Annotated in this window: 17 protein-coding genes and 2 tRNA genes; 14 read left to right on the top strand and 5 right to left on the bottom strand. The window is 33.4% G+C overall.

The genetic code is table 11. The annotated features are described in order from the left end of the window. Positions 1-120: 120 nt before the first annotated feature. From Q0873_RS12700 to Q0873_RS12685, 4 genes are all read right to left on the bottom strand, one after another. A complete protein-coding gene (locus Q0873_RS12700; protein ID WP_299107830.1) occupies positions 121-2,706 on the bottom strand; it encodes a phosphoenolpyruvate carboxylase in 2,586 nt (861 codons plus the stop codon). A gap of 91 nt (positions 2,707-2,797) precedes the next feature. Continuing rightward, a complete protein-coding gene (locus Q0873_RS12695) occupies positions 2,798-4,255 on the bottom strand; it encodes a glutamate synthase subunit beta (protein ID WP_299107828.1) in 1,458 nt (485 codons plus the stop codon). 3 nt (positions 4,256-4,258) lie between these two features. Further along, positions 4,259-8,770: a glutamate synthase large subunit gene (gene gltB / locus Q0873_RS12690; RefSeq protein WP_299107826.1), complete on the bottom strand. Its 4,512-nt coding sequence runs from the start codon at positions 8,768-8,770 to the stop codon at positions 4,259-4,261. 85 nt (positions 8,771-8,855) lie between these two features. Continuing rightward, positions 8,856-10,133: an ammonium transporter gene (locus Q0873_RS12685; RefSeq protein ID WP_299107824.1), complete on the bottom strand. Its 1,278-nt coding sequence runs from the start codon at positions 10,131-10,133 to the stop codon at positions 8,856-8,858. Between the two features lie 452 nt (positions 10,134-10,585). Between Q0873_RS12685 and Q0873_RS12680 the strand changes: the two genes are divergently transcribed. Next, positions 10,586-11,386, top strand: a complete 801-nt coding sequence (locus Q0873_RS12680) for a tRNA pseudouridine(38-40) synthase TruA (protein ID WP_299107822.1) — start codon at positions 10,586-10,588, stop codon at positions 11,384-11,386. A gap of 108 nt (positions 11,387-11,494) precedes the next feature. Here Q0873_RS12680 and Q0873_RS12675 read toward each other — a convergent pair whose 3' ends face one another. Next, complete coding sequence (locus tag Q0873_RS12675) at positions 11,495-12,637, bottom strand: acyl-CoA dehydrogenase (RefSeq protein WP_299107820.1); 1,143 nt, start codon at positions 12,635-12,637, stop codon at positions 11,495-11,497. Positions 12,638-12,725: 88 nt separating this feature from the next. Between Q0873_RS12675 and Q0873_RS12670 the strand changes: the two genes are divergently transcribed. From Q0873_RS12670 to wecB, 13 genes are all read left to right on the top strand, one after another. Next, positions 12,726-13,790 (top strand): anhydro-N-acetylmuramic acid kinase, encoded by a 1,065-nt coding sequence (locus Q0873_RS12670; protein ID WP_299107818.1) that lies wholly within the window; start codon positions 12,726-12,728, stop codon positions 13,788-13,790. Between the two features lie 175 nt (positions 13,791-13,965). Next, positions 13,966-15,192 (top strand): Glu/Leu/Phe/Val dehydrogenase dimerization domain-containing protein, encoded by a 1,227-nt coding sequence (locus Q0873_RS12665; protein WP_299107816.1) that lies wholly within the window; start codon positions 13,966-13,968, stop codon positions 15,190-15,192. A 4-nt stretch (positions 15,193-15,196) separates the two neighbouring features. After that, the gene (nhaD, locus tag Q0873_RS12660) at positions 15,197-16,591 is read left to right on the top strand and encodes a sodium:proton antiporter NhaD (RefSeq protein ID WP_299107814.1); all 1,395 of its coding nucleotides are present in this window, start codon (positions 15,197-15,199) and stop codon (positions 16,589-16,591) included. A 143-nt stretch (positions 16,592-16,734) separates the two neighbouring features. Beyond that, positions 16,735-17,418 carry a MotA/TolQ/ExbB proton channel family protein gene (locus tag Q0873_RS12655; RefSeq protein ID WP_299107812.1) on the top strand — a complete coding sequence of 228 codons (684 nt, stop codon included), beginning with the start codon at positions 16,735-16,737 and terminating at the stop codon, positions 17,416-17,418. Continuing rightward, positions 17,418-17,810, top strand: coding sequence for a biopolymer transporter ExbD (locus Q0873_RS12650; RefSeq protein ID WP_299107810.1), 393 nt, complete (start codon positions 17,418-17,420; stop codon positions 17,808-17,810). Before Q0873_RS12655 ends, Q0873_RS12650 begins: the two co-directional genes overlap by 1 nt. A 1-nt stretch (position 17,811) precedes the next feature. Then, entirely contained in the window at positions 17,812-18,639 is an 828-nt protein-coding gene (locus tag Q0873_RS12645; protein ID WP_299107808.1) for an energy transducer TonB, read from the top strand. A gap of 31 nt (positions 18,640-18,670) precedes the next feature. After that, positions 18,671-19,993, top strand: a complete 1,323-nt coding sequence (locus Q0873_RS12640) for a UDP-glucose/GDP-mannose dehydrogenase family protein (protein ID WP_299107806.1) — start codon at positions 18,671-18,673, stop codon at positions 19,991-19,993. Positions 19,994-20,005: 12 nt separating this feature from the next. Beyond that, positions 20,006-21,214 carry a folylpolyglutamate synthase/dihydrofolate synthase family protein gene (locus Q0873_RS12635; RefSeq protein WP_299107804.1) on the top strand — a complete coding sequence of 403 codons (1,209 nt, stop codon included), beginning with the start codon at positions 20,006-20,008 and terminating at the stop codon, positions 21,212-21,214. A gap of 70 nt (positions 21,215-21,284) precedes the next feature. Continuing rightward, a tRNA-Val gene (locus Q0873_RS12630) sits at positions 21,285-21,359 on the top strand. Between the two features lie 27 nt (positions 21,360-21,386). Further along, positions 21,387-21,461, top strand: a tRNA-Val gene (locus Q0873_RS12625). Between the two features lie 98 nt (positions 21,462-21,559). Beyond that, positions 21,560-22,843 (top strand): nucleotide sugar dehydrogenase, encoded by a 1,284-nt coding sequence (locus Q0873_RS12620; RefSeq protein ID WP_299107802.1) that lies wholly within the window; start codon positions 21,560-21,562, stop codon positions 22,841-22,843. A gap of 31 nt (positions 22,844-22,874) precedes the next feature. After that, entirely contained in the window at positions 22,875-23,306 is a 432-nt protein-coding gene (locus Q0873_RS12615; RefSeq protein ID WP_299107800.1) for an adenylyltransferase/cytidyltransferase family protein, read from the top strand. A gap of 18 nt (positions 23,307-23,324) precedes the next feature. After that, entirely contained in the window at positions 23,325-24,452 is a 1,128-nt protein-coding gene (gene wecB, locus Q0873_RS12610; RefSeq protein WP_299107798.1) for a UDP-N-acetylglucosamine 2-epimerase (non-hydrolyzing), read from the top strand. Position 24,453 lies beyond the last annotated feature (1 nt).

Below are 24,453 nucleotides of genomic sequence, written 5' to 3'. Positions count from 1 at the left end.
GTGGGAGAGTAGGTCGTCGCCTTTCTTTTTAAACCTCAGTCTTTTATAAAAGAGATTGAGGTTTTTTTATGCGCTTAATTTAGAGATTAAAGTATCTCAGACTTATCGTTTACTACTTTACTAAGCTGAGTTTCTACTTGCATTAATATTTCCGAATAATGATCGGGTTACAATTTTTTCAAAAATCTCCTGTTTTTTAGGATCAGTATTTTCTTGTTCTCCTAATTTTTGAATTTCCTTTAAGGCATATTGTTGAATGGTTAATAATGGTAATACAATATGTTCTCTGATATCTATAGAGGCTTTACCTGCTGGTTGATTTTCCATTAAGGTAGTATAACCAGTAAGCTTTAATATTAACCTGTGAGATAATAAATACTCATCGTATATCAACTTCCAGAATTCACCATATTCTTTATCATTAGCCATATATTTAGTTAAATCAAAGAATGATTTCGATAAAGACATCATACTGTTTTCAATTAAGGTTTTAAAGAAACTCGATTCATTGTATAGTTGCACTACTTTATCGAATTCTCCTTTATCTTCAAATTGCTTCATAGCACTACCTACACCAGAAAATCCAGGTACATTTTGTTTTAATTGACTCCAAGATCCAACAAAAGGAATGGCTCTTAAATCACCAAAAACCAAGCTAGCAGAGGCATTTCTCTTTGAAGGTCGACTACCAATATTTGTTTTTGCATAATATTTAAGTGTGCTCATTTTTTCTAAATATGATAAAAACTTAGGATGTGCTTTAAAATCACTATAAGTTTGATAACTGATAGTTGCAAGTTCATTCATAACAATAATATTATCATCGGTCATCAACTCATTAATACCATTTAGTTTATTACTAATTCCAGAACTAATTAATTGCTCCATGTTGTATTGAGACGAATCTAACGTTCCAAAATTTGAACTAATGGTTTGTCCTTGAATGGTTAATTGAACTTCTCTATCCTCGATATTTGGACCTAAAGAAGCATAGAATTGATGAGTCTTTCCTCCACCTCTTGCTGGTGGTCCTCCACGACCATCAAAGAATATCACGGTAATCCCATATTTTCTTGACATTGCAGTCAATGCTTCTTTAGCTTTGAAGATCGACCAGTTAGCCATTAAATAACCACCATCTTTAGTACTATCACTAAAGCCAAGCATTATGGTTTGTTTTTGACCTCTTTTATTAAGGTGGTTCATATAGGAAGAATTAGTATATAGTTCTTCCATTACTTTAGGGGCATTTTTAAGGTCTGTAATCGTTTCAAATAAAGGAACGATATCAACAGTTAACTCATCGTTGAAAGCTGCTAATTTTAGCATTGCGTACAGTTGCATAACATTCAATGATGTTTGGTTGTTACTTATGATATATCGATTTGCAGCTGCTTCTCCGTTTTTGTCTTGAATTGTTTTGATGACCTGCATGGTCTTCAAGGTTTTCAAAGCAAATTCATCTTTAATAATACTTAAATCAAAAGTTCCTTTGATTTCAGAAAGTACTTGTATCTGTTCAGCTTCTTCTAAATCATGATAATTATCTGGAAAGATTGTTGAATTGTGTTCATTTAAGGTATCTACTAAAATAGTGAAGACATTATGATGTTGTCTACTATCTTGTCGTATATCTAGATTAGCAAAATGGAATCCGAAAAGTTTAATTCTATTTAAGAGACTTTTTACTTCTTTTAGATATAGTGATTGATGTTCATTAATTAGAACATGCTTAATATTAAGAAGTTCTAGTTCTAAAGATTCTAATGAAATTGAATTAGTATCTTTTTTCAGAATGATCTCATACAATTTTCTCTCTAAACTAATGATGCGATCTTCTATACCAGCAAAAGTTAGTTTTCGTTTGAGAAGTCTAATATCACGATAGTAATTTTTAATAATAGCTTCTTTGAGTTTCTCAGAAACTTTTAAGGTGGTTTCTGGTGTAACAAAAGGATTTCCGTCTCTATCGCCTCCTGGCCAGAAACCTATGTTAATAACATCATTTTTTAAATCTTCAGACTCTGAAAAAATATTTTCTTTTATATAGTCATAGATATTTCCAAAAGAATGATAAAATACATTTTCTAAGTACCAGATTAGACTAATTGCTTCATCATAAGGAGTAGGTTTGCTTTGTCTGAAAAATGGTGTTTTTCCTAACTGAGCTAAGAGTTGAGTAATTTGTTGTAAATCGTTGTTTTTTATAGCTTCTGATAAAGCAGTAATAATACCAAGAACAGATCCTGGGTAAAACTGTGTTGGATGTGCAGTTAGAACAATTCTTACTTTAAAGTCTTGTAAAAAATCTTTTAATTGCTCCATTTTGTTATTAGAGGAAGCAAATTCTTTTAAGTTCCTCAAAGTACCTATTCCGTCCATGTTATTTACAATAGGAAATGCAGCATCTTCAATAGCGTCAAATAAAACGACTTGTCTTTCGATATATTGAATAAATCGGAAAAGTAAATTTATTTGACTTTTTTCATCTCTTCGAGCCTGATACTTTTCAAAAAATGTTTTTACAATAGTAGTAGGATCATCTCCTCGCTCATATCCTTTTTTACAGGTTTCGTGAAATAGAGGTAGGAGCACACCTGTTTTTGTTATACTGCTAAATGGCAGCGTCATAAAAATACTATTGTATATTTTATATTTAGCCTCTACACTCTCTTCAAATCTTTTTATTTTAGGTAGTTTGGACATTGTGTTTTTTTTAATACTGAAAATTAAAAAACGTTTTGCAAGAATTCTCATATAAAATGAAAATTCTACGAAAACGTTTTAAACTAATTGCTTATATACGAGGAAGATCACCGTTTCCTTTAGTGGCTAAATAGCTTACACTGGTTAAGTATTTGTCAATGCTAATAGCAGCTTCTCTTCCTTCAGAAATCGCCCAAACAATTAAAGATTGACCTCTTCTCATATCTCCGGCAGTGAAAATATGCGGAACATTGGTTTGATAATTATTGGCTTTATAATTATTTCTATTGTCTAATGTTAAACCTAACTGATCGCTTAAAGTAGTTTCAGGACCTGTAAAACCAAGAGCTAAAAGAGCTAAATCGCAAGGCCAAATTTTTTCGGTATGAGGCTTCTCAATAAGTTTAGGACGTTCACCAGGAACAATCTCCCATTCTACTTCAACAGTTTTAAGAGCGGTTAGATTTCCATCGCTATCAGTAATAAATTCCTTAGTGTTAATTAACCAATTTCTATCACAACCTTCTTCGTGAGAAGTACTTGTTTTCAGTTGTAATGGCCAGTAAGGCCATGGAGTTTTTGCACTTCTAAGAGCAGGGGGTTTTGGCATAATTTCAAAGTTAGTAACCGATTTGGCTCCTTGTCTATTGGATGTACCTACGCAATCTGAGCCAGTATCACCACCTCCAATTACGATAACATTTTTACCTTCTGCGGAAATGTGTTCACCTTCAATTTCTTTCTTAAATACTAATTTTGTCTGCTGAGTTAAGAAATCCATTGCTTGGTGTATGCCCTTTGATTCAATTCCTTTTACTGGAATACTTCGTTTTTGTGTAGCACCTCCACATAATAATATGGCATCAAAATAATCAAGATTTTTAATATCGTAATTTACTCCAACGTTAACATTTGTTTTAAAGATAACTCCTTCTTTTTCTAGTATTTTTACACGTCTATCGATGATTCCTTTTTCAAGTTTAAAATTGGGAATACCATATCTTAATAAACCACCAACTTCATCATCTCTTTCAAAAACAGTAATATTATGACCTGCTCTATTGAGTTGTTGAGCAGCCGCTAGTCCAGCAGGTCCAGAACCAATTATACCCACCGTTTTTCCCGTCCTCACTTTTGGAGGATTTGGTTGAATCCAACCATTGGCAAATGCTCGTTCAACAATATTTTTTTCTATGTTTTCGATAGCAACAGGATTGTTAACCAATCCTAAAACACATGATTTTTCACATGGAGCTGGGCACAATCTTCCTGTAAACTCAGGAAAGTTATTTGTTGCGTGTAATATTTCTGCTGCTTTTTGCCATTCTCCTTTATACACCATGTCGTTAAAATCTGGAATTAAATTTCCTAACGGACAACCACTATGACAAAAAGGAACTCCACAGTCCATGCATCTAGCACCTTGCTTTTTTATTTCAGCTTCTTTTAGGGCAATTGTAAACTCTTCATAGTTTTTTAATCTTTCCTCTACTTTGATATTGGTTTCATCTTGTCTCCCAATATCTATAAATCCTCCAATTTTACCCATAACTTATGCCGTGATTTTTTTTAATACTATTTTTTCTTCAGATAGTCTTTTTAAAGCTTTTTTGTAGTCTTTAGGAAAAACCTTTACATATTTACTCTTTATAGTTTCCCAGTTATCGAGTTGTTGTCTTGCTAGTTCACTATTAGTGTAATTGTAATGAACTTCTATATGAGTTTTAAGTTCAAAGAAATCGTTATCATCTAGAGGATCTAAATCGACCATTTCTTTATTACATAAATTGTTTACGAACTGGGTATCTTCATCAAATACGTAGGCAATTCCTCCGCTCATACCAGCAGCAAAATTTCTACCTGTTTTACCTAGAATAATCACTTTACCACCAGTCATATATTCACAACCGTGATCACCTACACCTTCAACAACTGCAGTAACTCCAGAATTTCTCACGGCAAAACGCTCTCCTGCGATTCCATTGATAAAAGCTTTTCCTTTTATGCCTCCGTAGAAACTTACATTTCCTGTGATGATATTATCAGCTGCTTTGAAAGTTGCAACATCGGGTTTTTTTACAATCAAGGTAGCTCCTGATAGACCTTTTCCAAGATAATCGTTTGTTTCTCCTTCGACAGTAAGTGTAAGCCCTTTGGTTGAAAAAGCTCCAAAACTTTGTCCGGCTGACCCTTTAAAAGTTAGATTAAGTGTGTTTTCTGGAAGGCCTCCTTCTCCGTGTTTTTTAGAGATTTCGTTGCTGAGAATAGCACCAACGGCCCTATCTGTGTTTTGAATTGAGTATTGCAGATTTGTTTCTTTTGAATTAATAATTGCTGATTTTGCATCGTTTAAAATTTTAAAATCTAGAACATTGTCTAAATTGTGGTTTTGTTTTTCTGTATTGTATTGGATTGTTTCTTTTTCTTGTAGCGGTTGATAAAGAATTGCAGAAAGATCTACACCCTTGGCTTTATAATGATTTATAGCCTTATTAGTGTTTAGTTTATGACTTTGACCAATCATTTCATTGATTGTTCTGAATCCTAATTGAGCCATAATTTGTCTTAATTCTTCTGCGACGAAGTACATGAAGTTAATAACATGCTCTGGTGTTCCTTTAAAGTTTTTACGTAGTTCAGGGTTTTGAGTAGCAATTCCAACAGGACATGTATTTAAATGACAAGCTCGCATCATAATACATCCTGAAGCTACTAATGGAGCAGTTGCAAAACCGAATTCTTCGGCTCCTAATAAGGCGGCAACAGCAACATCTCTACCGGTTTTTAATTGTCCATCTGCTTCTAACACAACTCTGTTTCTTAATCCATTTAAAACAAGTGTTTGCTGTGCTTCGGCTAGCCCTAATTCCCAAGGTAAACCAGCATGTTTTAATGAGGTCAAAGGAGAGGCTCCAGTACCTCCATCATAACCTGAAATTAAAATCACGTCTGCTTTTGCTTTTGCAACTCCAGCTGCGATAGTACCAACACCAACTTTTGAAACTAATTTGACATTAATTCTAGCTTCTCTATTGGCATTTTTAAGATCAAATATTAACTGAGCTAAATCTTCAATAGAATAAATATCGTGGTGTGGTGGTGGAGAAATTAACCCCACATATGGTGTTGAATTTCTAACGTCAGCAATCCAAGGAAGTACTTTTTCACCAGGTAATTGTCCGCCTTCTCCTGGTTTTGCTCCTTGCGCCATTTTTATTTGAATCTCTTTAGCATTGGTAAGGTAATTACTCGAAACACCAAATCGTCCAGAAGCGACTTGTTTAATCGCACTGTTTTTCCAGTCGCCATTAGATTCTTTTTTAAACCTTAATTTATTTTCACCACCTTCACCAGAGTTACTTTTACCTCCAATTCTATTCATGGCTATGGCTAAATTCTCATGTGCTTCCTCACTAATAGAACCGTAAGACATAGCTCCAGTTTTGAACCTTTTTACAATTTCGGTCCATGGCTCAACTTCATCAATTGAAATAGGATTAAGATTGTTAAATTCAAACAAGCCTCTTAAGGTCATTAAGTTTTCACTTTGCTTATTAATTTTATCAGCGTAAGTTTGATAACTTTCTTTAGATTTACTACGAACAGCTTGTTGTAATTTGGCTACTGTAGTTGGGTTAAACATATGCTTTTCTCCATTTCTTCTCCATCTGTAATCTCCTCCAATTTCTAGATCAAGAACAGATTTGTAATTTTCAAGTTTGAATGCTTTGTCAAACCTTGTTTGAATATCTTTTTCAAGAACGACCAAACCAATTCCTCCAATTCTTGAAGGAGTATATGGGAAATACTTACTAGCAAAAGTTTTCTTTAAACCTAAGGCTTCAAATATTTGTGAAGCTCTGTAAGAATGTAAAGTAGAGATTCCAATTTTGTTCATTATTTTCAATAACCCCTTACCAATTGCCTTGTTAAAATTCTCTACCGCAGTTTCCTCATCTAGATCCTTGATAACATTGGTTTTTACTTGCTCACGAATTATTTCATTTACTAAGTACGGATTAATAGCACTTGCGCCATACCCGAACAATGTTGCAAAGTGATGTGGTTCTCTAGCTTCGGCAGTTTCAACTACAATTCCGAATTTAGAACGCTTCTGTTTATTATTCAATGAATGATGTACATAAGAACAAGCTAGCAATGCTGGAATTGGTGCATATTCTTCATCTACATTTCTATCGGAAAGAATGATAATGTTGGTTCCTTCAAAAACAGCTTTTTCCACTGCAATGAGTAAATCATCCAATGCTTTTTCTAAACCATTAACCCCTTTATCGATAGGGTATAAAATGGGAATTGATACTGCTTTAAAATCGGGATGATCTATATTTTTTATCTTATCTAAATCCCCATTAGAAATTACTGGATTCTGAATTCTAAGTTTTTTAGCTTGCTCAGGAATAATGTCGAAAATATTACGATCTCCTCCGATGGCAAGACTGATATCTGTAATAAGCTCTTCTCTAATTCCGTCTAAAGGCGGATTGGTAACTTGAGCAAATAATTGTTTGAAGTAATTATATAATAATTGAGGTTTGTCGGATAAGACAGCTAATGGAGTATCATTCCCCATTGATCCGATAGCCTCTTTGGCTTTCGTAGCCATTGGAATGATTACTGTATTTATTTCTTCTAGAGTATATCCAAAAACACGTAACCTAGTTTTATAATTGGTTGCTTCAATAGGACACATGTTATTTGTATAAGGAACTTTTGCTAAAGGAAGTGTATGTTCATTCACCCACTCTTCGTAAGGTTTTTTAGAAACAATTTCAGATTTAATTTCGTCATCTTCAATAATTCTTCCAGCATTCATATCAACCAAGAACATTTTACCAGGTTCTAATCGACCATGTCTTTCTACATTTTCTGGGTCAATTTGAACTACTCCGATTTCAGAAGACATAATAACAAATCCGTCTTTGGTAACCGTATATCTTGAAGGTCTTAGTCCGTTCCTGTCTAAAAGAGCTCCAATATAATTTCCATCTGTAAAAGGAATAGAAGCAGGGCCGTCCCATGGTTCCATAATACATGAGTTGTACTCATAGAACGCTTTTTTATCTTCAGACATTGTTTGATGTTTTTCCCAAGCTTCAGGAACCATAATCATCATTACTTCTGGTAAAGATCTACCGGTCATTAATAAAAGTTCTACCACCAAATCCATTGAAGCAGAATCAGACTTACCATCTCTTACAATAGGAAATAAATTTTGAATATCTTCACCAAACCAGTTACTTTTCATAAGTTCTTCTCGAGCTCTCATTCTACTTACATTTCCTCTTAATGTGTTTATTTCACCATTGTGACACATATAACGGAAAGGTTGTGCTAAACTCCATGCCGGAAATGTATTGGTAGAAAAACGTTGATGTACAAGAGCTAATCTTGTGACTACGTCTTTTTCTTTTAAATCTTTATAATATCTGCCAATATCTTCAGGAATTAGAAGTCCTTTATAAATTAATGTTGTTGTAGATAGACTTGGTAGATAGAAGTACTCGGCTTGAGAAAGTTTTGATTTAGCAATAGTATGTTCAGCGATTTTCCTTGCTGCAAATAGTTTAGCATTAAAGGCTAAGTCATTAAGTTCTGCATTGTTTTTATCGATGAAAATTTGCTTTATTTTAGGTTCGGTTTTAGAAGCTATTTTACCGATAAATGAAGTATCAACGGGAACATCTCTCCAACCTATAATTCTTAATCCTTGTTTGTTAATTTCTTCTTCAAGAATTGAAATACAATAATTTGATTGGTTAGAGCTTTTTGGAAGGAATACCATTCCGACAGCATATTCTTTTGGAGCGGGGATTGTAAACGAGCAAACACGGTTAAAAAATTCGTGTGGAATATCAATAAGAATACCAGCACCATCACCTGTTCTTCCATCAGAACTTACAGCTCCTCTATGTTCTAATTTTACTAGAATTTCAAGGGCATTATGGATAATAGTGTTTGATTTTTCTCCATTTAAATTACAAATGAATCCAGCACCACAATTGTCTCTTTCAAACTCTGGGTAATATAATCCTTGTTGTTTCATTTTATGCTGTTTTACAATAATTAAAGTTTAATAGAACTAACAATTTCAGTTAGCTCAGTATGATTAAAGCAGATAGTTGAAAAAACTATTCACCTCTATCTCTTTTTCCAGGGTATGCAATGGTACCATGTTCAGCTAAATCCAATCCTTTTTCTTCAATTTCTCTAGAAACTCTTAGTCCAATTGTTTTCTTTAGTGTGAATAGAACTGCAAATGCTAGCACAATTGCCCATAAGGCATAAGCAAAAGCTCCTAAAGCTTGAACTCCTAATTGAGAGAATCCTCCACCGTTGAAAAGTCCAATTCCTTTATCACCTGTAACTCCCCAAAGTCCAATAACTAAGGTTCCCCATACACCTACAACTCCATGAACAGATGCGGCGCCAATGGCATCGTCTATTTTTAATTTCTTTTCAATAAATTCAATGGAGAATACGACTAAAATACCTCCGATTAATCCGGCTAAAGCTGCGCCAATATCAGTCATATTTCCACAACCTGCTGTAATGCTTACCAAACCAGCCAAAGCTCCATTTAAGGTTTGTGCTAAATGAGGTTTACCATACCAAATCCATGTAGTGATAAGTGCTCCTAAACCTCCTGCTGCTGCAGAAATATTAGTAAGTAGCACAATGTTTGATGCTGCAATAGCATCGTCGCCTCCCCAAGCTAATTGGGAACCTCCATTAAATCCGAACCATCCTAACCATAAAATGAAAACACCTAAAGTGGCCAATATTTGATTGTGTCCAGGAATGGGAATTACTTTATCATCTACAAATTTTCCAATTCTAGGACCTACTAAAATAGCAGCAACAAGAGCGGCCCATCCACCAACAGAATGTACAATTGAAGAGCCTGCAAAATCAATGAATCCCATTTTTGTTAACCAACCTTCACCTTGCCATTGCCAACCACCCGCTATTGGGTAAATTAAAGAGGTCATAATAACTGAAAATATAACATAGGTAGAGTATTTGGTTCTACCTGCAATAGCTCCAGATACAATTGTAGCAGCAGTTGCAGCAAACATGGTTTGAAAAAGAAGATCAGCTCCTTTTCCTTGAAATAAACCACTCCAGAAGAACCATCCATTAGAGGTACTTCCATACATTAATGAATATCCGATCATCCAATAGGTTAAAGAACCTACACAGATGTCGAGTAAATTTTTCATAGCAATGTTTACTGCGTTTTTAGAACGCGTCATTCCAGATTCAACTAAGGTAAATCCAGCTTGCATGAAGAATACTAAAATTGCTGAAAGAAGCATCCATAGCATTCCCATGTCTTTTTTGATTTTAGCGACTTCAGTTACTAAGTCTGCAGTATTGTCTTGAATTAGAGGAAGAATTAAACTCATAATAGGTGTTTTTTGTTCAAAAGAGTAAATAGTCGATAACCTTTTTTTGTTGTTTTGGGACTGTTATTATTTGAATTTCTTGATTAAATGAGGTACTAATTTTGGGATTTCTGAAGATATAAACAAATGATATGTAGCTTGTTAGTGGCTGAAAACGTTTTCGTGAGGGGTTAGGGTGATAAAAAAATGGGGGTAAAAATTTTAATATGATAAAATGAGGAAACTTAACTATATGTAAAATGAGAAGTATTCAAATAAAACTGTAAAAAACGAGGATTTGATAAAAATGCAATTTTTTAATAAAAAATTGTTTTTTAGATGTGTAATTTTAATGAAAATTACAATTTCATTGATTTATTTTTATTGAAAGTTTGTTTTTATTGAATTATCAATAATTTATTTAAAGTGATTCAAAATAAGGATAAAATTGAAAATGGTTGTAGATTTGGAGCATGAATTATAGGCATTCTTATTTAATTAGATTACAGTATTTAGGATTTAGAGTTCATGGTTGGCAAAAACAACCTAACTTAAAAACGATTCATTTGTTTGTAGATAAAACGATTAAGTTTATATATAAAGGTATTCGTTTTAAAACCATTGGTGTAGGTAGAACAGATGCAAAAGTGTCTTCTACTGATTTTGCCTTTCAGTTATTTTTAGATGATACACTTGATTTAAATGATTTTATTGAGTTGTTTAATTTAAATTCTCCTGCAGATGTTAAAGCAGTATCTATAGAAAAAGTAGAAGATGCTAATTTTAATATTATTCAACACCCTAAAGAGAAAGAATATCGTTATTATTTCTCTCATGGAGAAAAAAATCATCCTTATAGTGCTCCTTTTTTGGTGGGTTATTTAAATAACTTGGATATAGAAAAAATGCAATTAGCAGCGAAGCTTTTTGAGGGAGAACATGATTTTACAAACTATTGTAAAAGACCCAATGAAGCAACTAAAGTTATTCGAACAATTAATTCATGTGAAATAATTAAAAATACTGAGCTTACGGCTTCTTTTTTCCCTAAAGTAAGCTATGTGTTGGTTGTAAAGGGTAGTGGTTTTATGAGGAATCAAATTCGTTTAATTATGGGAGCCTTGGAAAGAGTAGGAAGTGGAGTTTATGATTTAGAATTTATACAAAAGAGTTTAGAAAAAGGAAATACTATTGAAATGGATAAGGTTGTCGCACCTGCATCTGGATTACATTTACATAAGATTAATTTTGAAAACGATTTGCGTAAGGGATAGAAGCTAGTTACCATGTAACGCGTATAGCCCGACCACAAAGTGGATACGCCCAAAAGAAAAAGGTTCACTTTTTAAGTGAACCTTATATAATTCTATGAAAATAGTTGTTTATTCTCGAATTAAACTTCTTGAAATTACTATTTTTTGAATTTCAGAAGTTCCTTCATAAATCTGAGTAATTTTTGCATCACGCATTAAACGTTCAACATGATATTCTTTTACAAATCCATTACCTCCGTGAATTTGTACAGCTTCAACAGTATGTTCCATTGCAACTTTAGAAGCATATAACTTTGCCATTGCTCCTTCGCGATCATAATTCTCACCGGCATCTTTCTTACATGCAGCAGCCATTACTAAATGACGAGCAGCAGTAATTTCTGTATACATATCAGCAAGTTTGAATGCAATTGCTTGATGATTACAAATCTCTGTTCCGAAAGCTTTACGTTCTTTAGAATATTTTAAAGCTAATTCGTAAGCTCCAGAAGCAATTCCTAAAGCTTGTGCAGCAATACCAATACGACCTCCTGATAAAGTTTTCATGGCAAACTTGAATCCGAATCCGTCTTCTCCAATTCTGTTTTCTTTTGGAACTTTTACATCATTGAATTGTAATGTATGAGTGTCAGAACCACGAATACCTAATTTATCTTCTTTTGGTCCAATGTGGAATCCTTCCATACCTTTTTCAACGATAAAAGCATTAATTCCTTTATGTCCTTTTTCTCTGTCGGTTTGTGCAATTACTAAGTAAACATCAGAACGTCCACCATTAGTAATCCAGTTTTTAGTTCCGTTTAATAAATAGTGATCTCCTTTGTCTATTGCAGTAGTAGCTTGTGAAGTAGCATCTGATCCAGCTTCTGGCTCACTTAAACAAAAAGCTCCAATTACTTCACCAGTAGCTAATTTTGTTAAATACTTTTGCTTTTGCTCTTCAGTTCCATATGCTTCTAGACCATAACATACTAATGAGTTGTTTACAGAAACCATTACTGAAGCTGAAGCATCAATCTTAGAAAGCTCTTCCATGATCAACACATAAGAAACAGAGTCCATTCCACTTCCTCCATATTTTGGATCTACCATTATTCCCATAAATCCTAATTCACCCATTTTGCGAACTAGTTCCTGAGGGAACTCTTGTTTCTCGTCTCTTTCTATAACTCCAGGCAATAATTCGGTTTGTGCAAAATCACGAGCAGCATCACGAATCATTAGGTGCTCTTCTGTAAGATTAAAATCCATTATATGTGTTTTTGTTAAATTCGTAAAAAATGAGCTCAAAGATACTTTTTTAATATGAATTTTTCAATAGACTTGTTATTTTTACCAGATGCAAAATAAAGATATTTTTTGTTTGGGAGTTATGTCTGGAACTTCATTAGATGGATTAGATGTTGCCTATGTTCGAATTAACTCTAATAATTATGTAGACTTTGCTATTATTGAAGCTATAACGATTCCTTATAGTAATAAATGGAAGACAGATTTAAGAAATGCTATTAATTTTTCTAAAGAAGAATTGAGTATTTTAGATATTGAATATGGAAAATTACTAGGAGAAGAGATTTTAAGTTTTATTGAAAACTTTTCAATTGAAAGAATTGATTTTATCGCTTCTCATGGTCATACTGTTTTTCATCAGCCAGATAAAGGAATTACACTACAAATTGGAAGCGGACAAAAGATTGCCAATATAACTAAGCAAAGGGTGGTTTGTGATTTTAGAACGCAGGATGTCAAATTTGGAGGTCAGGGAGCTCCTTTAGTTCCTATTGGAGATCAATTATTATTTTCAAATTACGGTTATTGTATAAACTTGGGAGGTTTTGCAAATATTTCTTTTGAGGAGAATAATCAAAGGGTTGCTTTTGACGTATGTCCTGTGAACATTGTAATGAACCATTATTGTAGAAAATTAAACTTAGAGTATGATGATGAAGGAAAGATAGCCGCTAAAGGAAATATAAATTATGAGCTACTAGAACGTTTGAATGGTTTAGATTTTTATGAAAAGAAATATCCAAAATCTTTAGGATTAGAATGGGTTCAGTCGTCAATATTTCCTTTAATTGATGAGATGGAATCTGATGTGCCAATAATTTTAAGAACATTTGTAGAGCATATAGCTATTCAGATACATAATATACTATTGGTTGATTCGTTAATTTTGGTTACTGGTGGTGGAGCTTTTAACAAGTTTTTATTAAAAAGGATAGAAATATTATCAGAAAAAAGAGTAGTTACTCCTACTAATATGCTTATAAACTACAAAGAAGCGTTAATTTTTGCATTTTTAGGGGTGCTAAAATTAAAGAATGAAGTAAATTGCCTAAAGTCTGTAACAGGGGCGAAAGAAGATCATTCATCGGGTGTAATTTTTATTCCAGAGAAATAAAATTAAACTATTTGAGTACTGATTTTTTTATGGTAAATTTGTTCGGATTACAAAACAACTAAAATCTACGCAAAATGAGTCAACTTTAGCTTCCCTTTGGGAAGAATATTAAAATCTGAAGATTAGAAAATGAAAAAGAAATTAATTAAAGTTGAATTACCCATTTAAATTAACAATGAAAGAATTATTAAAACAATACGAAGAAAAGCAACCAGAAATAGTGTTTAATTGGAAAGATCCTGAAACAGAGGCAGAAGGATGGACCGTTATAAACTCCTTAAGAGGAGGAGCTGCTGGTGGTGGTACGAGAATGCGCAAAGGATTAGATAAATATGAAGTTATGTCCTTAGCAAAAACTATGGAGGTTAAATTTACAGTTTCTGGTCCTGCAATTGGAGGAGCTAAGTCTGGAATTAATTTTGACCCAAGAGATCCTAGAAAAAAAGGAGTATTAGAGCGTTGGTATAAAGCAGTTGCTCCATTATTAAAGAATTATTATGGTACTGGAGGAGATTTAAATGTTGATGAAATTCATGAAGTAATTCCAATTACTGAAGATAGTGGTGTTTGGCATCCACAGGAAGGAGTTTTTAATGGGCATTTTAAACCAACGGAAGCAGATAAGATTAACCGCATTGGTCAGTTACGTCATGGAGTAATTAAAGTTTTAGAAGATGAAAACTTGTCGCCTAGTATATTAAGAAAATATACTGTGGCAGATATGATTACTGGTTATGGTGTGGCAGAAGCTGTTCGTCATTATTATGATATCTATGGAGGTAGTGTTGTAGGAAAGAGAGCGGTAGTTCAAGGTTTTGGAAATGTAGGATCTGCTGCAGCATATTACTTAGCTCAAATGGGAGCGAAAGTAGTTGGAATTATTGACCGCGTAGGTGGTGTTATTAAAGAGGAAGGATTTTCTTTTGAGGAAATTAAAGAAATGTTCTTAAACAAAGACGGAAATACCTTAGTTTCTGAATATATGGTTCCATTTGAAGAAATGAATGAACGAATTTGGAAGTTGCCTTGCGAAGTTTTTGCTCCTTGTGCGGCGTCAAGGTTAGTAACTCAAGAACAAATTAATCAAATGATTAACTCAGGGTTAGAAGTAATTTCTTGTGGAGCAAATGTGCCTTTTGCTGATAAAGAAATTTTCTTTGGTCCTATCATGGAAGATACCGATAAAAAAGTGAGTTTAATTCCTGATTTTATCTCTAACTGTGGTATGGCTAGAGTATTTGCGTACTTTATGGAACGCCGTGTAGAAATGACGGATGAGGCTATCTTTGAAGATACTTCAAATATTATAAGAAAAGCGTTGCAAAGAACTTTTGCAAAGAGTGCATCTAAGACTAGAATAAGTGAAACTGCTTTTGAAATAGCATTAAAAGAATTAATATAAATATATGGAATTAGCGATTATTTTAATTTTCGTTTTAGGGTATCTGGGGATTACCTTAGAACACAATTTAAAAATAGATAAATTAATACCTGCATTAGTAATGATGGCATTGTGTTGGGCAATGGTAGCATTAGGAGTAGATGGTTTTTCAAATTGGTTTGACTCAGGAAAACATGCTTTAGTAGAAGGTTTTCCAGCATTGGCTCATGAAGACAAAATGCATTTAATGGAAGAAACGTTGTTGCACCATTTAGGTAAAACAGCAGAAATTTTAGTATTCCTTTTAGGTGCAATGACCATTGTAGAAATTATAGATTATTTTGATGGGTTTTCTACCATTAAAGGATATGTGAAGACTAAGAGTAAGAAAAAAATCTTATGGTTATTTTCGATTTTAGCTTTTATTTTATCTGCTATAATTGACAACTTAACAGCAACTATCGTATTGATTTCGATTCTTCAAAAAATAGTAAAGAGGAGAGAAGATCGTATTTGGTTTGCAGGATTAATTATCATCGCTGCGAATGCTGGAGGGGCTTGGTCTCCAATTGGAGATGTTACTACAACTATGTTATGGATTGGTAAGAAGGTTACAACACCAATGTTGTTTTTATACCTGTTTATCCCATCGGTATTATGTATGGCTGTTCCTTCTTTTATTGCAACTTTTTTACCTGCTTTCAAAGGAGATATTGAGGTTGAAGAAAGAGAAGAAAATAGTAAACCAAATAAGTATAGCGCAACTATGTTATACTTAGGTTTAGGAGCAATAGTATTTGTACCAATTTTTAAAACGGTTACACATTTACCACCATACGTAGGTATGATGTTGTCATTAGGTGTTGTTGCTACATTTGCAGAAATATATTCTAGGACAAAATTCTCTTTAACAGATTTTGATAGTGAAGAATCAGATGCACATGCACATCATAGTCCAGTTCACCATTCCTTATCTAAGATTGAAATGCCTAGTATTTTATTCTTCTTAGGGATTTTAATGGCGGTGGCTGCATTAGAATCTTTAGGTATTCTATTTAATTTCGCTGATTCATTAAAGAATTCAATTCCATTAATGGGGACTGAGTTAGAAGGAACTAAGGTTTCTGATTTAGTGGTAATGTTATTAGGAGTAGGTTCAGCGGTAATTGATAATGTACCGTTAGTTGCTGCATCTTTAGGAATGTTCTCGGAGCCATTAGATAATGAGTTATGGCACTTTATTGCATTTGCAGCAGGAACAGGAGGATCAATGTTAATTATTGGTTCTGCTGCAGGAGTTGTAGCAATGGGAATGGAGAAGATTGATTTCTTCTGGTATTTAAAGAAAATATCATGGTTAGCATTAATTGGTTTTGTCGTAGGGTCGTTAGCATTTATGGTAATGAGAACACTACTTTAAAAAGTAATTAAAAATATATTAGAAAAAGTCTTCCTCAATAGTGATTATTGGGGAAGACTTTTTTATACTTGTATTGTAAAACAATTTAAGAGAAAACAAACCGTTAGGTAATTAAAACATTAACTCTAATTCATAGTTATTTTATGTTATTATTTCAAGAAGCTCAACAATTGGCAGACGAAGTATCAGAAGAAAAGACATTGTCCATTTATAAATTAATTATGGATGGAGGCGTAGGGGGTCAAATCATTATAGCTTTGTTATTTGTGCTTTTAGCTGTGGCATTGTATATTTATTTTGAACGTTTTTTTGCGATAAAAGCTGCATCTAAAGTTGATAAGAATTTTATGAATCAGATTAGAGACCATGTAACAAATGGAAAGATAGAAAGCGCGAAGGCATTATGTGATAATACACATACTCCAACAGCTAGATTAATTGGAAAAGGGATTTCTCGAATTGGAAAACCTTTAGACGATATTAATACGGCTATAGAAAATGCTGGAAAATTAGAAGTTTATCAATTAGAAAGAAATGTATCTGTACTTGCAACAATAGCAGGAGCAGCACCAATGATTGGTTTCTTGGGTACGGTAATTGGAATGATTGTTGCAATTCATGAAATAGCAAACTCAGGAGGGCAAATTGATATTAAAATGCTTTCTGATGGATTGTATACGGCAATGACAACAACAGTTGCAGGTTTAATCGTGGGGATTATAGCTTACATAACATATAACCATTTAGTAGTTAGAACTGATAAGGTGGTGTATCAAATGGAAGCAAAATCTGTAGAGTTTTTAGATTTATTAAATGAACCAGTATAATGAATTTAAGAGGAAGAAATAAGGTCGATCCAAATTTCAATATGTCATCTATGACAGATATTGTTTTTTTGTTATTGATATTTTTTATGCTAACATCTACCTTAGTAACGGTAAGTGCAATTGATGTTTTACTTCCTAAAGCAGGAGGGAAAACCGAGAATCAAACTTCTGTAGCGGTAACCATTACTGAAAGCTCTTCGTTTTATATTGATAAAACAAAAATAAGTTCAGGAAACTTAGAAAGAGAATTGTTGTCAAGAGTTGGGGCGGATAAGAAAAAAACGGTGGTTATTAGAGGAGATCAAAATGTGCCTTATAAGAATGTAATGAGAGTTATAGATATAGCTAATAAGAATAAGTTGAAGATGATTTTAGCTGTAAAAGGAAAATAAAATGAGAGTTTTAGATACTGAACATAAACGTAAATCAGCAGTCATTACTGCTATTATTCTGATATTATTGTTGTTCGGGATATTTAATTACGGAATGAAGTATCTTGATCCTCCTATAGAATATGGACTCGCAATTAACTTAGGAAATTCAGAAGTAGGTAGTGGAGAGCCAGTAGAAAAAACGAAAGCGCAAGCTGTACCAAAACAAGAGGAGGTTGTTGAAGAAGTTGAGGAAAAGGTAGAAGATGTTCCAGAAGAGACTATTCAGGAAGAAGTTATTACAAATGAAACTTCTGAAGAGGTTCCAGTTGTAGAAAAACCAAAAGAGAAAAAAAAAGAAGTTAAAGAAACACCAAAAAAGGAAAAACCAAAAGAAAAGCCGAAGCCAAAACCTTCAAAAGAAACCACCGACGCTTTAAATAGCTTGTTAAATGGTACTTCTAAAGATGGTGCAAATACTGGAGAAGGAGATGATAATGAGTCAGGTGTAAAAGGTAATGAAAATGGTGACCCTAATTCTAATAAGTACTACGGGAATTCTGGTAGTGGGTCTGGAGGAAATTATAATTTAGCAGGAAGAAAAGCATTGTCTAAACCTATAAAAAAACCAGATTGCCAAGAAGAAGGTACTGTAGTAGTTAGTATAGAAGTAGATCAAAATGGAAAAGTGATTAAAGCAACTCCTGGGGTAAAAGGATCTACAAATACTGCTCCTTGTTTATTAGAACCTGCTAAGCAGGCAGCTTTGAGAACAAAGTGGAATGCAGATGGCAATGCGCCAACCAAACAAAGAGGAACAATTATCTACAGGTTTTCTCTTTCAAAATAATTAAATACTAAATTTGTCGAAAAAATAAAGAATGAAGATTACTGTAATAGGATCCGGTTATGTAGGATTGGTTACTGGTGCTTGTTTTGCGGAAATGGGTAACGAGGTAACTTGTGTTGATATTGATAAGAAAAGAGTAGAAAATCTTCAAAATGGAATAATACCTATTCATGAACCTGGGTTGGAGAGTCTAATACTTAAAAATGTAGAAAATAAAAACATATTTTTTACAACAAGTTTACTTGAGGCTGTAAAAAGTACAGAAATTGTTTTTATTGCAGTTGGGACTCCTATGAATGAAGATGGATCTGCAGATTTACAACACGTTTTAGCGGTGGCAAAAGAACTTGGTAAGAATTTAGAGCATTCCATTTTAGTAGTTAATAAATCAACGGTGCCTGTTGGAACTGCAGATAAAGTAAGAGAAGTAATTCAAGAAGAATTTAAAAATAGAAATTTATCTATTGATTTTGATGTGGTTTCAAATCCTGAATTTTTAAAAGAAGGAGCTGCTATTAATGATTTTATGAAGCCTGATAGAGTTGTTATAGGTTCTGATAGTGAATCTGTAATAAAAAAAATGAAGCAATTATATAGTCCATTTTTTAGAACGCACGACCGTTTTTTAACCATGGATATTAAATCAGCTGAAATGACGAAGTATGCTGCCAATGCAATGCTCGCAACAAAAATATCTTTTATGAATGAAATGGCTAATATTTGTGAGAGAGTTGGAGCAGATGTTAATCAAGTTAGATTAGGTATTGGTTCTGATTCAAGAATTGGGTATAGTTTTATTTATCCGGGTATTGGTTATGGAGGAGCATGTTTTCCTAAGGATATAAAAGCATTGAAAAAAGTTGCAGAAGATTACGGATATGAAGCACAGTTGATTAATGCTGTTGAGAATATAAATAATAGACAAAAAACAGTTCTTGTAGATAAGATAGTTAAAAGGTTTGGAGAAGATTTAGAAGGGTTGACTTTTGCTGTGTGGGGATTGTCGTTTAAACCAGGAACGGATGATATGAGAGAAGCTCCATCTGTGCATGTAATAAAAGAACTTGTAAAACGAAAAGCGAAGATTAAGGCTTACGACCCTAAAGCAATGATAGGTGCTAAAGAGTTTTATTTAAAAAATGTTGACGGGGTTGAGTATTGCAAATCTAAGTATGAGGTGTTACCGGATTCAAATGCATTGCTTTTAATGACAGAGTGGAAAGAGTTTAGGTCTCCAGACTTTGAAGAAATAAAAAAGCAATTAATAGATCCTGTTATATTTGATGGAAGAAATCAATATTATGCTTTTAATATTGAAGAAATAGGATTTGAATATTTCCAAATAGGAAAGTAATATACTTTTACAATGACTTACGAAGAGGTAGTTAAATGGATGTTCGCGCAGTTACCTATGTATCAACGTCAAGGAAAATCTGCTTTTAAAAAAGATTTGACTAATATATTGATGTTATCTGAACATTTAGATCGTCCAGAGAATAAGTTTAAGACTATTCATATAGGGGGAACAAATGGTAAGGGGTCAACAAGTCATATGATAGCTTCGGTTTTACAAGAAGCAGGTTACAAAGTTGGACTATATACTTCGCCACACTTAAAAAACTTTACAGAAAGAATTCGAATTAATGGGAAAGAAATTGATAAGAATGAGGTTGTAGAGTTTATAATAGAGAATAGAGCATTTTTAGAAAAGCAAAAGCTTTCATTTTTTGAAATGACCGTCGGAATGGCTTTTAACTACTTTGCAAAAGAAGAAGTTGATGTTGCTATAATAGAAGTTGGACTTGGAGGAAGATTGGATTCTACAAATATTATTACTCCAGAAGTGTCGGTGATTACAAATATAGGGTTAGATCATACACAATTTTTAGGAGAAACATTACCCGAAATTGCTTTTGAAAAAGCAGGAATAATTAAAAAAGGTGTTCCTGTTGTGATAGGTGAAAGACAGGAAGAAGTTGAGCAAGTATTTGTAAAGAAAGCTCAGGAATGTGATTCGGAAATAATGTTTGCTTCAGATAATACGGCTAAGTTTGAAACAGATTTGTTAGGAGTGTATCAAAAGAATAATGTGAAAACTGCTGTTGAGGCTATACGTCAATTAAAAGGATTCTCGGTATCTAAGGAAGATGTTAGGAAAGGTTTGTTGAATGTAGTGAGTAATACCAACTTAAAAGGACGTTGGCAGGTTTTGCAAGAGAATCCAAAAGTTGTTTGTGATACAGCACATAATAAAGAAGGATTAAGGTATACACTTGAACAACTAAAAAAAGAAAGATATCAAGATTTACATATAGTGTTAGGGATGGTTTCTGATAAAAAAATAAGTGAAATTTTGCCATTGTTTCCCAAGAATGCGACTTATTATTTTTGCAAACCTGATATTCCAAGAGGGATGGAGGTAGAAAGTTTAAAAAAAATATGTGAAGAGTATGGTTTAGTCGGAAGAAGTTTTAATTCTGTTAAAGAGGCATATATCAGATCGTTAGAAAGGAGTGTTGAGGAAGATGTGATTTATGTAGGAGGGAGCACTTTTGTTGTTGCTGAAATTTTATAGAAAAAAAGTAAAAAAAGTCATTGTAGATATCTAAAAGAGTTATATATTTGCACCCGCAATTGACAATTAAGGGCGCGTAGCTCAGTTGGTTCAGAGCACTTGGTTTACACCCAAGGGGTCAGGGGTTCGAATCCCTTCGCGCCCACAACTCTTAAGATGTTAAATTGCAAACGGGCGCGTAGCTCAGTTGGTTCAGAGCACTTGGTTTACACCCAAGGGGTCAGGGGTTCGAATCCCTTCGCGCCCACAGAAAGTCTTCATCGTATCGGTGAAGACTTTTTTTATATATAACGTTTTGGTAATACTATTTTTTGTAGTTTTGCGCATTAGTTTTTAACAGAAAAAATGGAAGAAAAAAAAATTGCCGTTATTGGTTTGGGGTATGTAGGATTGCCTCTTGCTAGGCTGTTTGCAACAAAATATTCAGTAGTTGGTTTTGATATAAATGAAGATAGAGTAAATGAATTGATGTCTGGAGTTGATTCTACTTTGGAAGTAGAGGATGATGTTTTACGCACGGTATTAGTAGGTAAAGAATCTAATGAAAAAGGACTGTATTGCTCTTTTGATAGTAACGATATAAAGGAGTGTGATGTTTATATAGTAACAGTTCCAACTCCGGTAGATAAAAATAATAGACCTGTTTTAACTCCATTAATAAAGGCTAGTGAGACTGTTGGAAAAGTTCTAGGAAAAGGAGATGTAGTTATATATGAATCTACAGTGTATCCTGGAGTTACGGAAGAAGAATGTATTCCAGTTTTAGAACGTGTTTCAGGGTTGGAGTTTAATAAAGACTTTTATGCAGGGTATTCACCTGAGCGTATTAACCCTGGAGATAAGAAGCATACAGTTGATAAAATTTTAAAGGTGACTTCTGGGTCGACCCCAGAGATAGGGAGAATAGTGGATGAACTATATAAATCGGTAATTACAGCAGGAACACATTTAGCTCCTACAATTAAAGTTGCCGAAGCTTCAAAGGTCATCGAAAATTCACAGAGAGATATAAATATTGCTTTTGTCAATGAGTTGGCTAAAATATTTGGGTTAATGGATATTAATACCCAAGATGTTTTAAATGCAGCAGGGACAAAATGGAACTTTTTACCCTTTAAACCTGGTTTAGTTGGTGGGCATTGTATAGGTGTAGACCCTTATTATCTTGCACAAAAAGCACAAGAGTTCGGTTATCATCCAGGTATTATTTTGGCAGGACGAAGAATGAATGATAGTATGGGGGAATATGTTGCGTCTCAGGTTATTAAATTAATGATCGATAAAGACATTAAAATTAAAAAAGCTAATGTGTTGGTCTTAGGAATTACGTTTAAAGAGAACTGTCCAGATGTACGTAACACCAAAGTTATTGATGTAGTAAAATCTTTGAAAGAATATAATACAAATACAATTGTTTATGACCCTTGGGCGGATGAAAATGAAGTTAAACAAGAGTATGGTATTGAATCAGTTAGAGACTTTCCAAAAGGGGATTATGATGCAGTAGTTTTGGCTGTGGCTCATGATAAATTCAATGAAATCGATTTTAAGTCTTTAAAGGAGCATGGATCTGTAATATATGATGTTAAAGGTTTTCTGCCCGAGAGTATAGTAGATAAGGTCTTATAACATAACTGTAATTAGATAAAAGAGAATGAAAATGAAAATGGGAATTACCTTTAGTGCATTTGATTTACTTCATGCAGGACATATTAAGATGTTAGAAGAAGCGAAAAGACAATGTGATTATTTAATCTGTGGCTTGCAGACTGATCCTACAATAGATAGACCGGAGAAAAATAAACCTGTTCAATCTGTTGTTGAAAGATACATTCAATTAAAAGGATGTAAATATGTAGATGAAATTGTTCCTTATGCAACTGAACAAGATTTAGAAGATATTCTACGTTCTTTTCAAATTGATGTTCGTATTATTGGTGATGAGTATGCTAATAAAATGTTCACGGGTAGAGATTATTGTGAAAAAAAGGGAATCAAGCTATATTTTAATAAAAGAGAACATCGCTTTTCTAGTAGTGGGCTAAGAAAGGAAGTAGCTGAGAAGGAAACTTTAAACTCGAAAGATAAATAATCTACAAAAATAGATCAAATGAAAAAAAAGAACCTTATTGTTTTTGGTACAAGACCAGAAGCTATAAAAATGGCTCCTTTGGTTAAAGAATTCTTAAAGAATACTAAAGATTTTGAAACTAAGGTTTGTATTACTGCACAACATAGAGAAATGTTGGATCAGGTATTAGAATTTTTTGAGATAGTTCCTGATTATGATATGGATTTAATGAAGCCAAATCAGAATTTATATACTTTAACGGCAGATATTATTACTGGGCTAAAACCAATATTAGAGGAGTTTAAGCCAGACTTTGTTTATATACATGGTGATACAACAACTACGATGGCTTCTAGTATAGCTGCTTTTTATTCAGGAGCTAAGGTTTGTCATGTGGAGGCTGGTCTAAGGACTTTTAACAAACGATCTCCGTTTCCAGAAGAAATTAATAGAAGCGTAGCTGGAAGTATTTGTGATTATCATTTTTCCCCAACTGAAACTTCTAAAAACAACTTATTAAGAGAGAATATTTCTAAGGATTCAATTGTTATTACTGGGAATACAGTGATAGACGCACTACATATTAGCTCAGAAAAAGTTACATCTGACGAGTATTTAGATAATGAAATATCATTACTTAAAAATATAGTTGATGACTCTAAAAAGATGATCTTAGTTACTGGTCATAGAAGAGAAAATCATGGGCAAGGATTTGTAAATATATGTACTGCATTAAAAGAAATCGCTGAAAAGAATTCTGGTGTTCAAATAATTTATCCAGTACACTTGAACCCAAATGTTCAAAAACCAGTGTACGAACTTCTTAGTGAAGTTGAAAACATTAAGTTAATATCTCCCTTGTCATACCCATCTTTTGTTTGGTTAATGAATCAATCATATTTAATAATTACTGATAGTGGAGGGGTACAAGAAGAAGCACCAAGTTTAGGGAAACCAGTCTTGGTTATGAGAGATACTACTGAAAGACCTGAAGCTGTTGAAGCAGGAACGGTTATTCTTGTTGGTACCAATACAGAGGAAATTGTTAGTAGAACTCAGGGACTATTAAACGATAGTGCTATGTATGCTGCTATGAGTCAGTTACATAATCCGTATGGAGATGGAACAGCATGTGAGAAAATTGTAGAATTTATAAAAGAATTATAAA

It is taken from the genome of uncultured Tenacibaculum sp. (genome assembly GCF_947498805.1).
Taxonomy (GTDB): Bacteria; Bacteroidota; Bacteroidia; order Flavobacteriales; family Flavobacteriaceae; genus Polaribacter.
The sequence above is the reverse complement of the archived record's forward strand: the minus strand, read 5'-3'. Positions and strand labels throughout refer to the sequence as shown.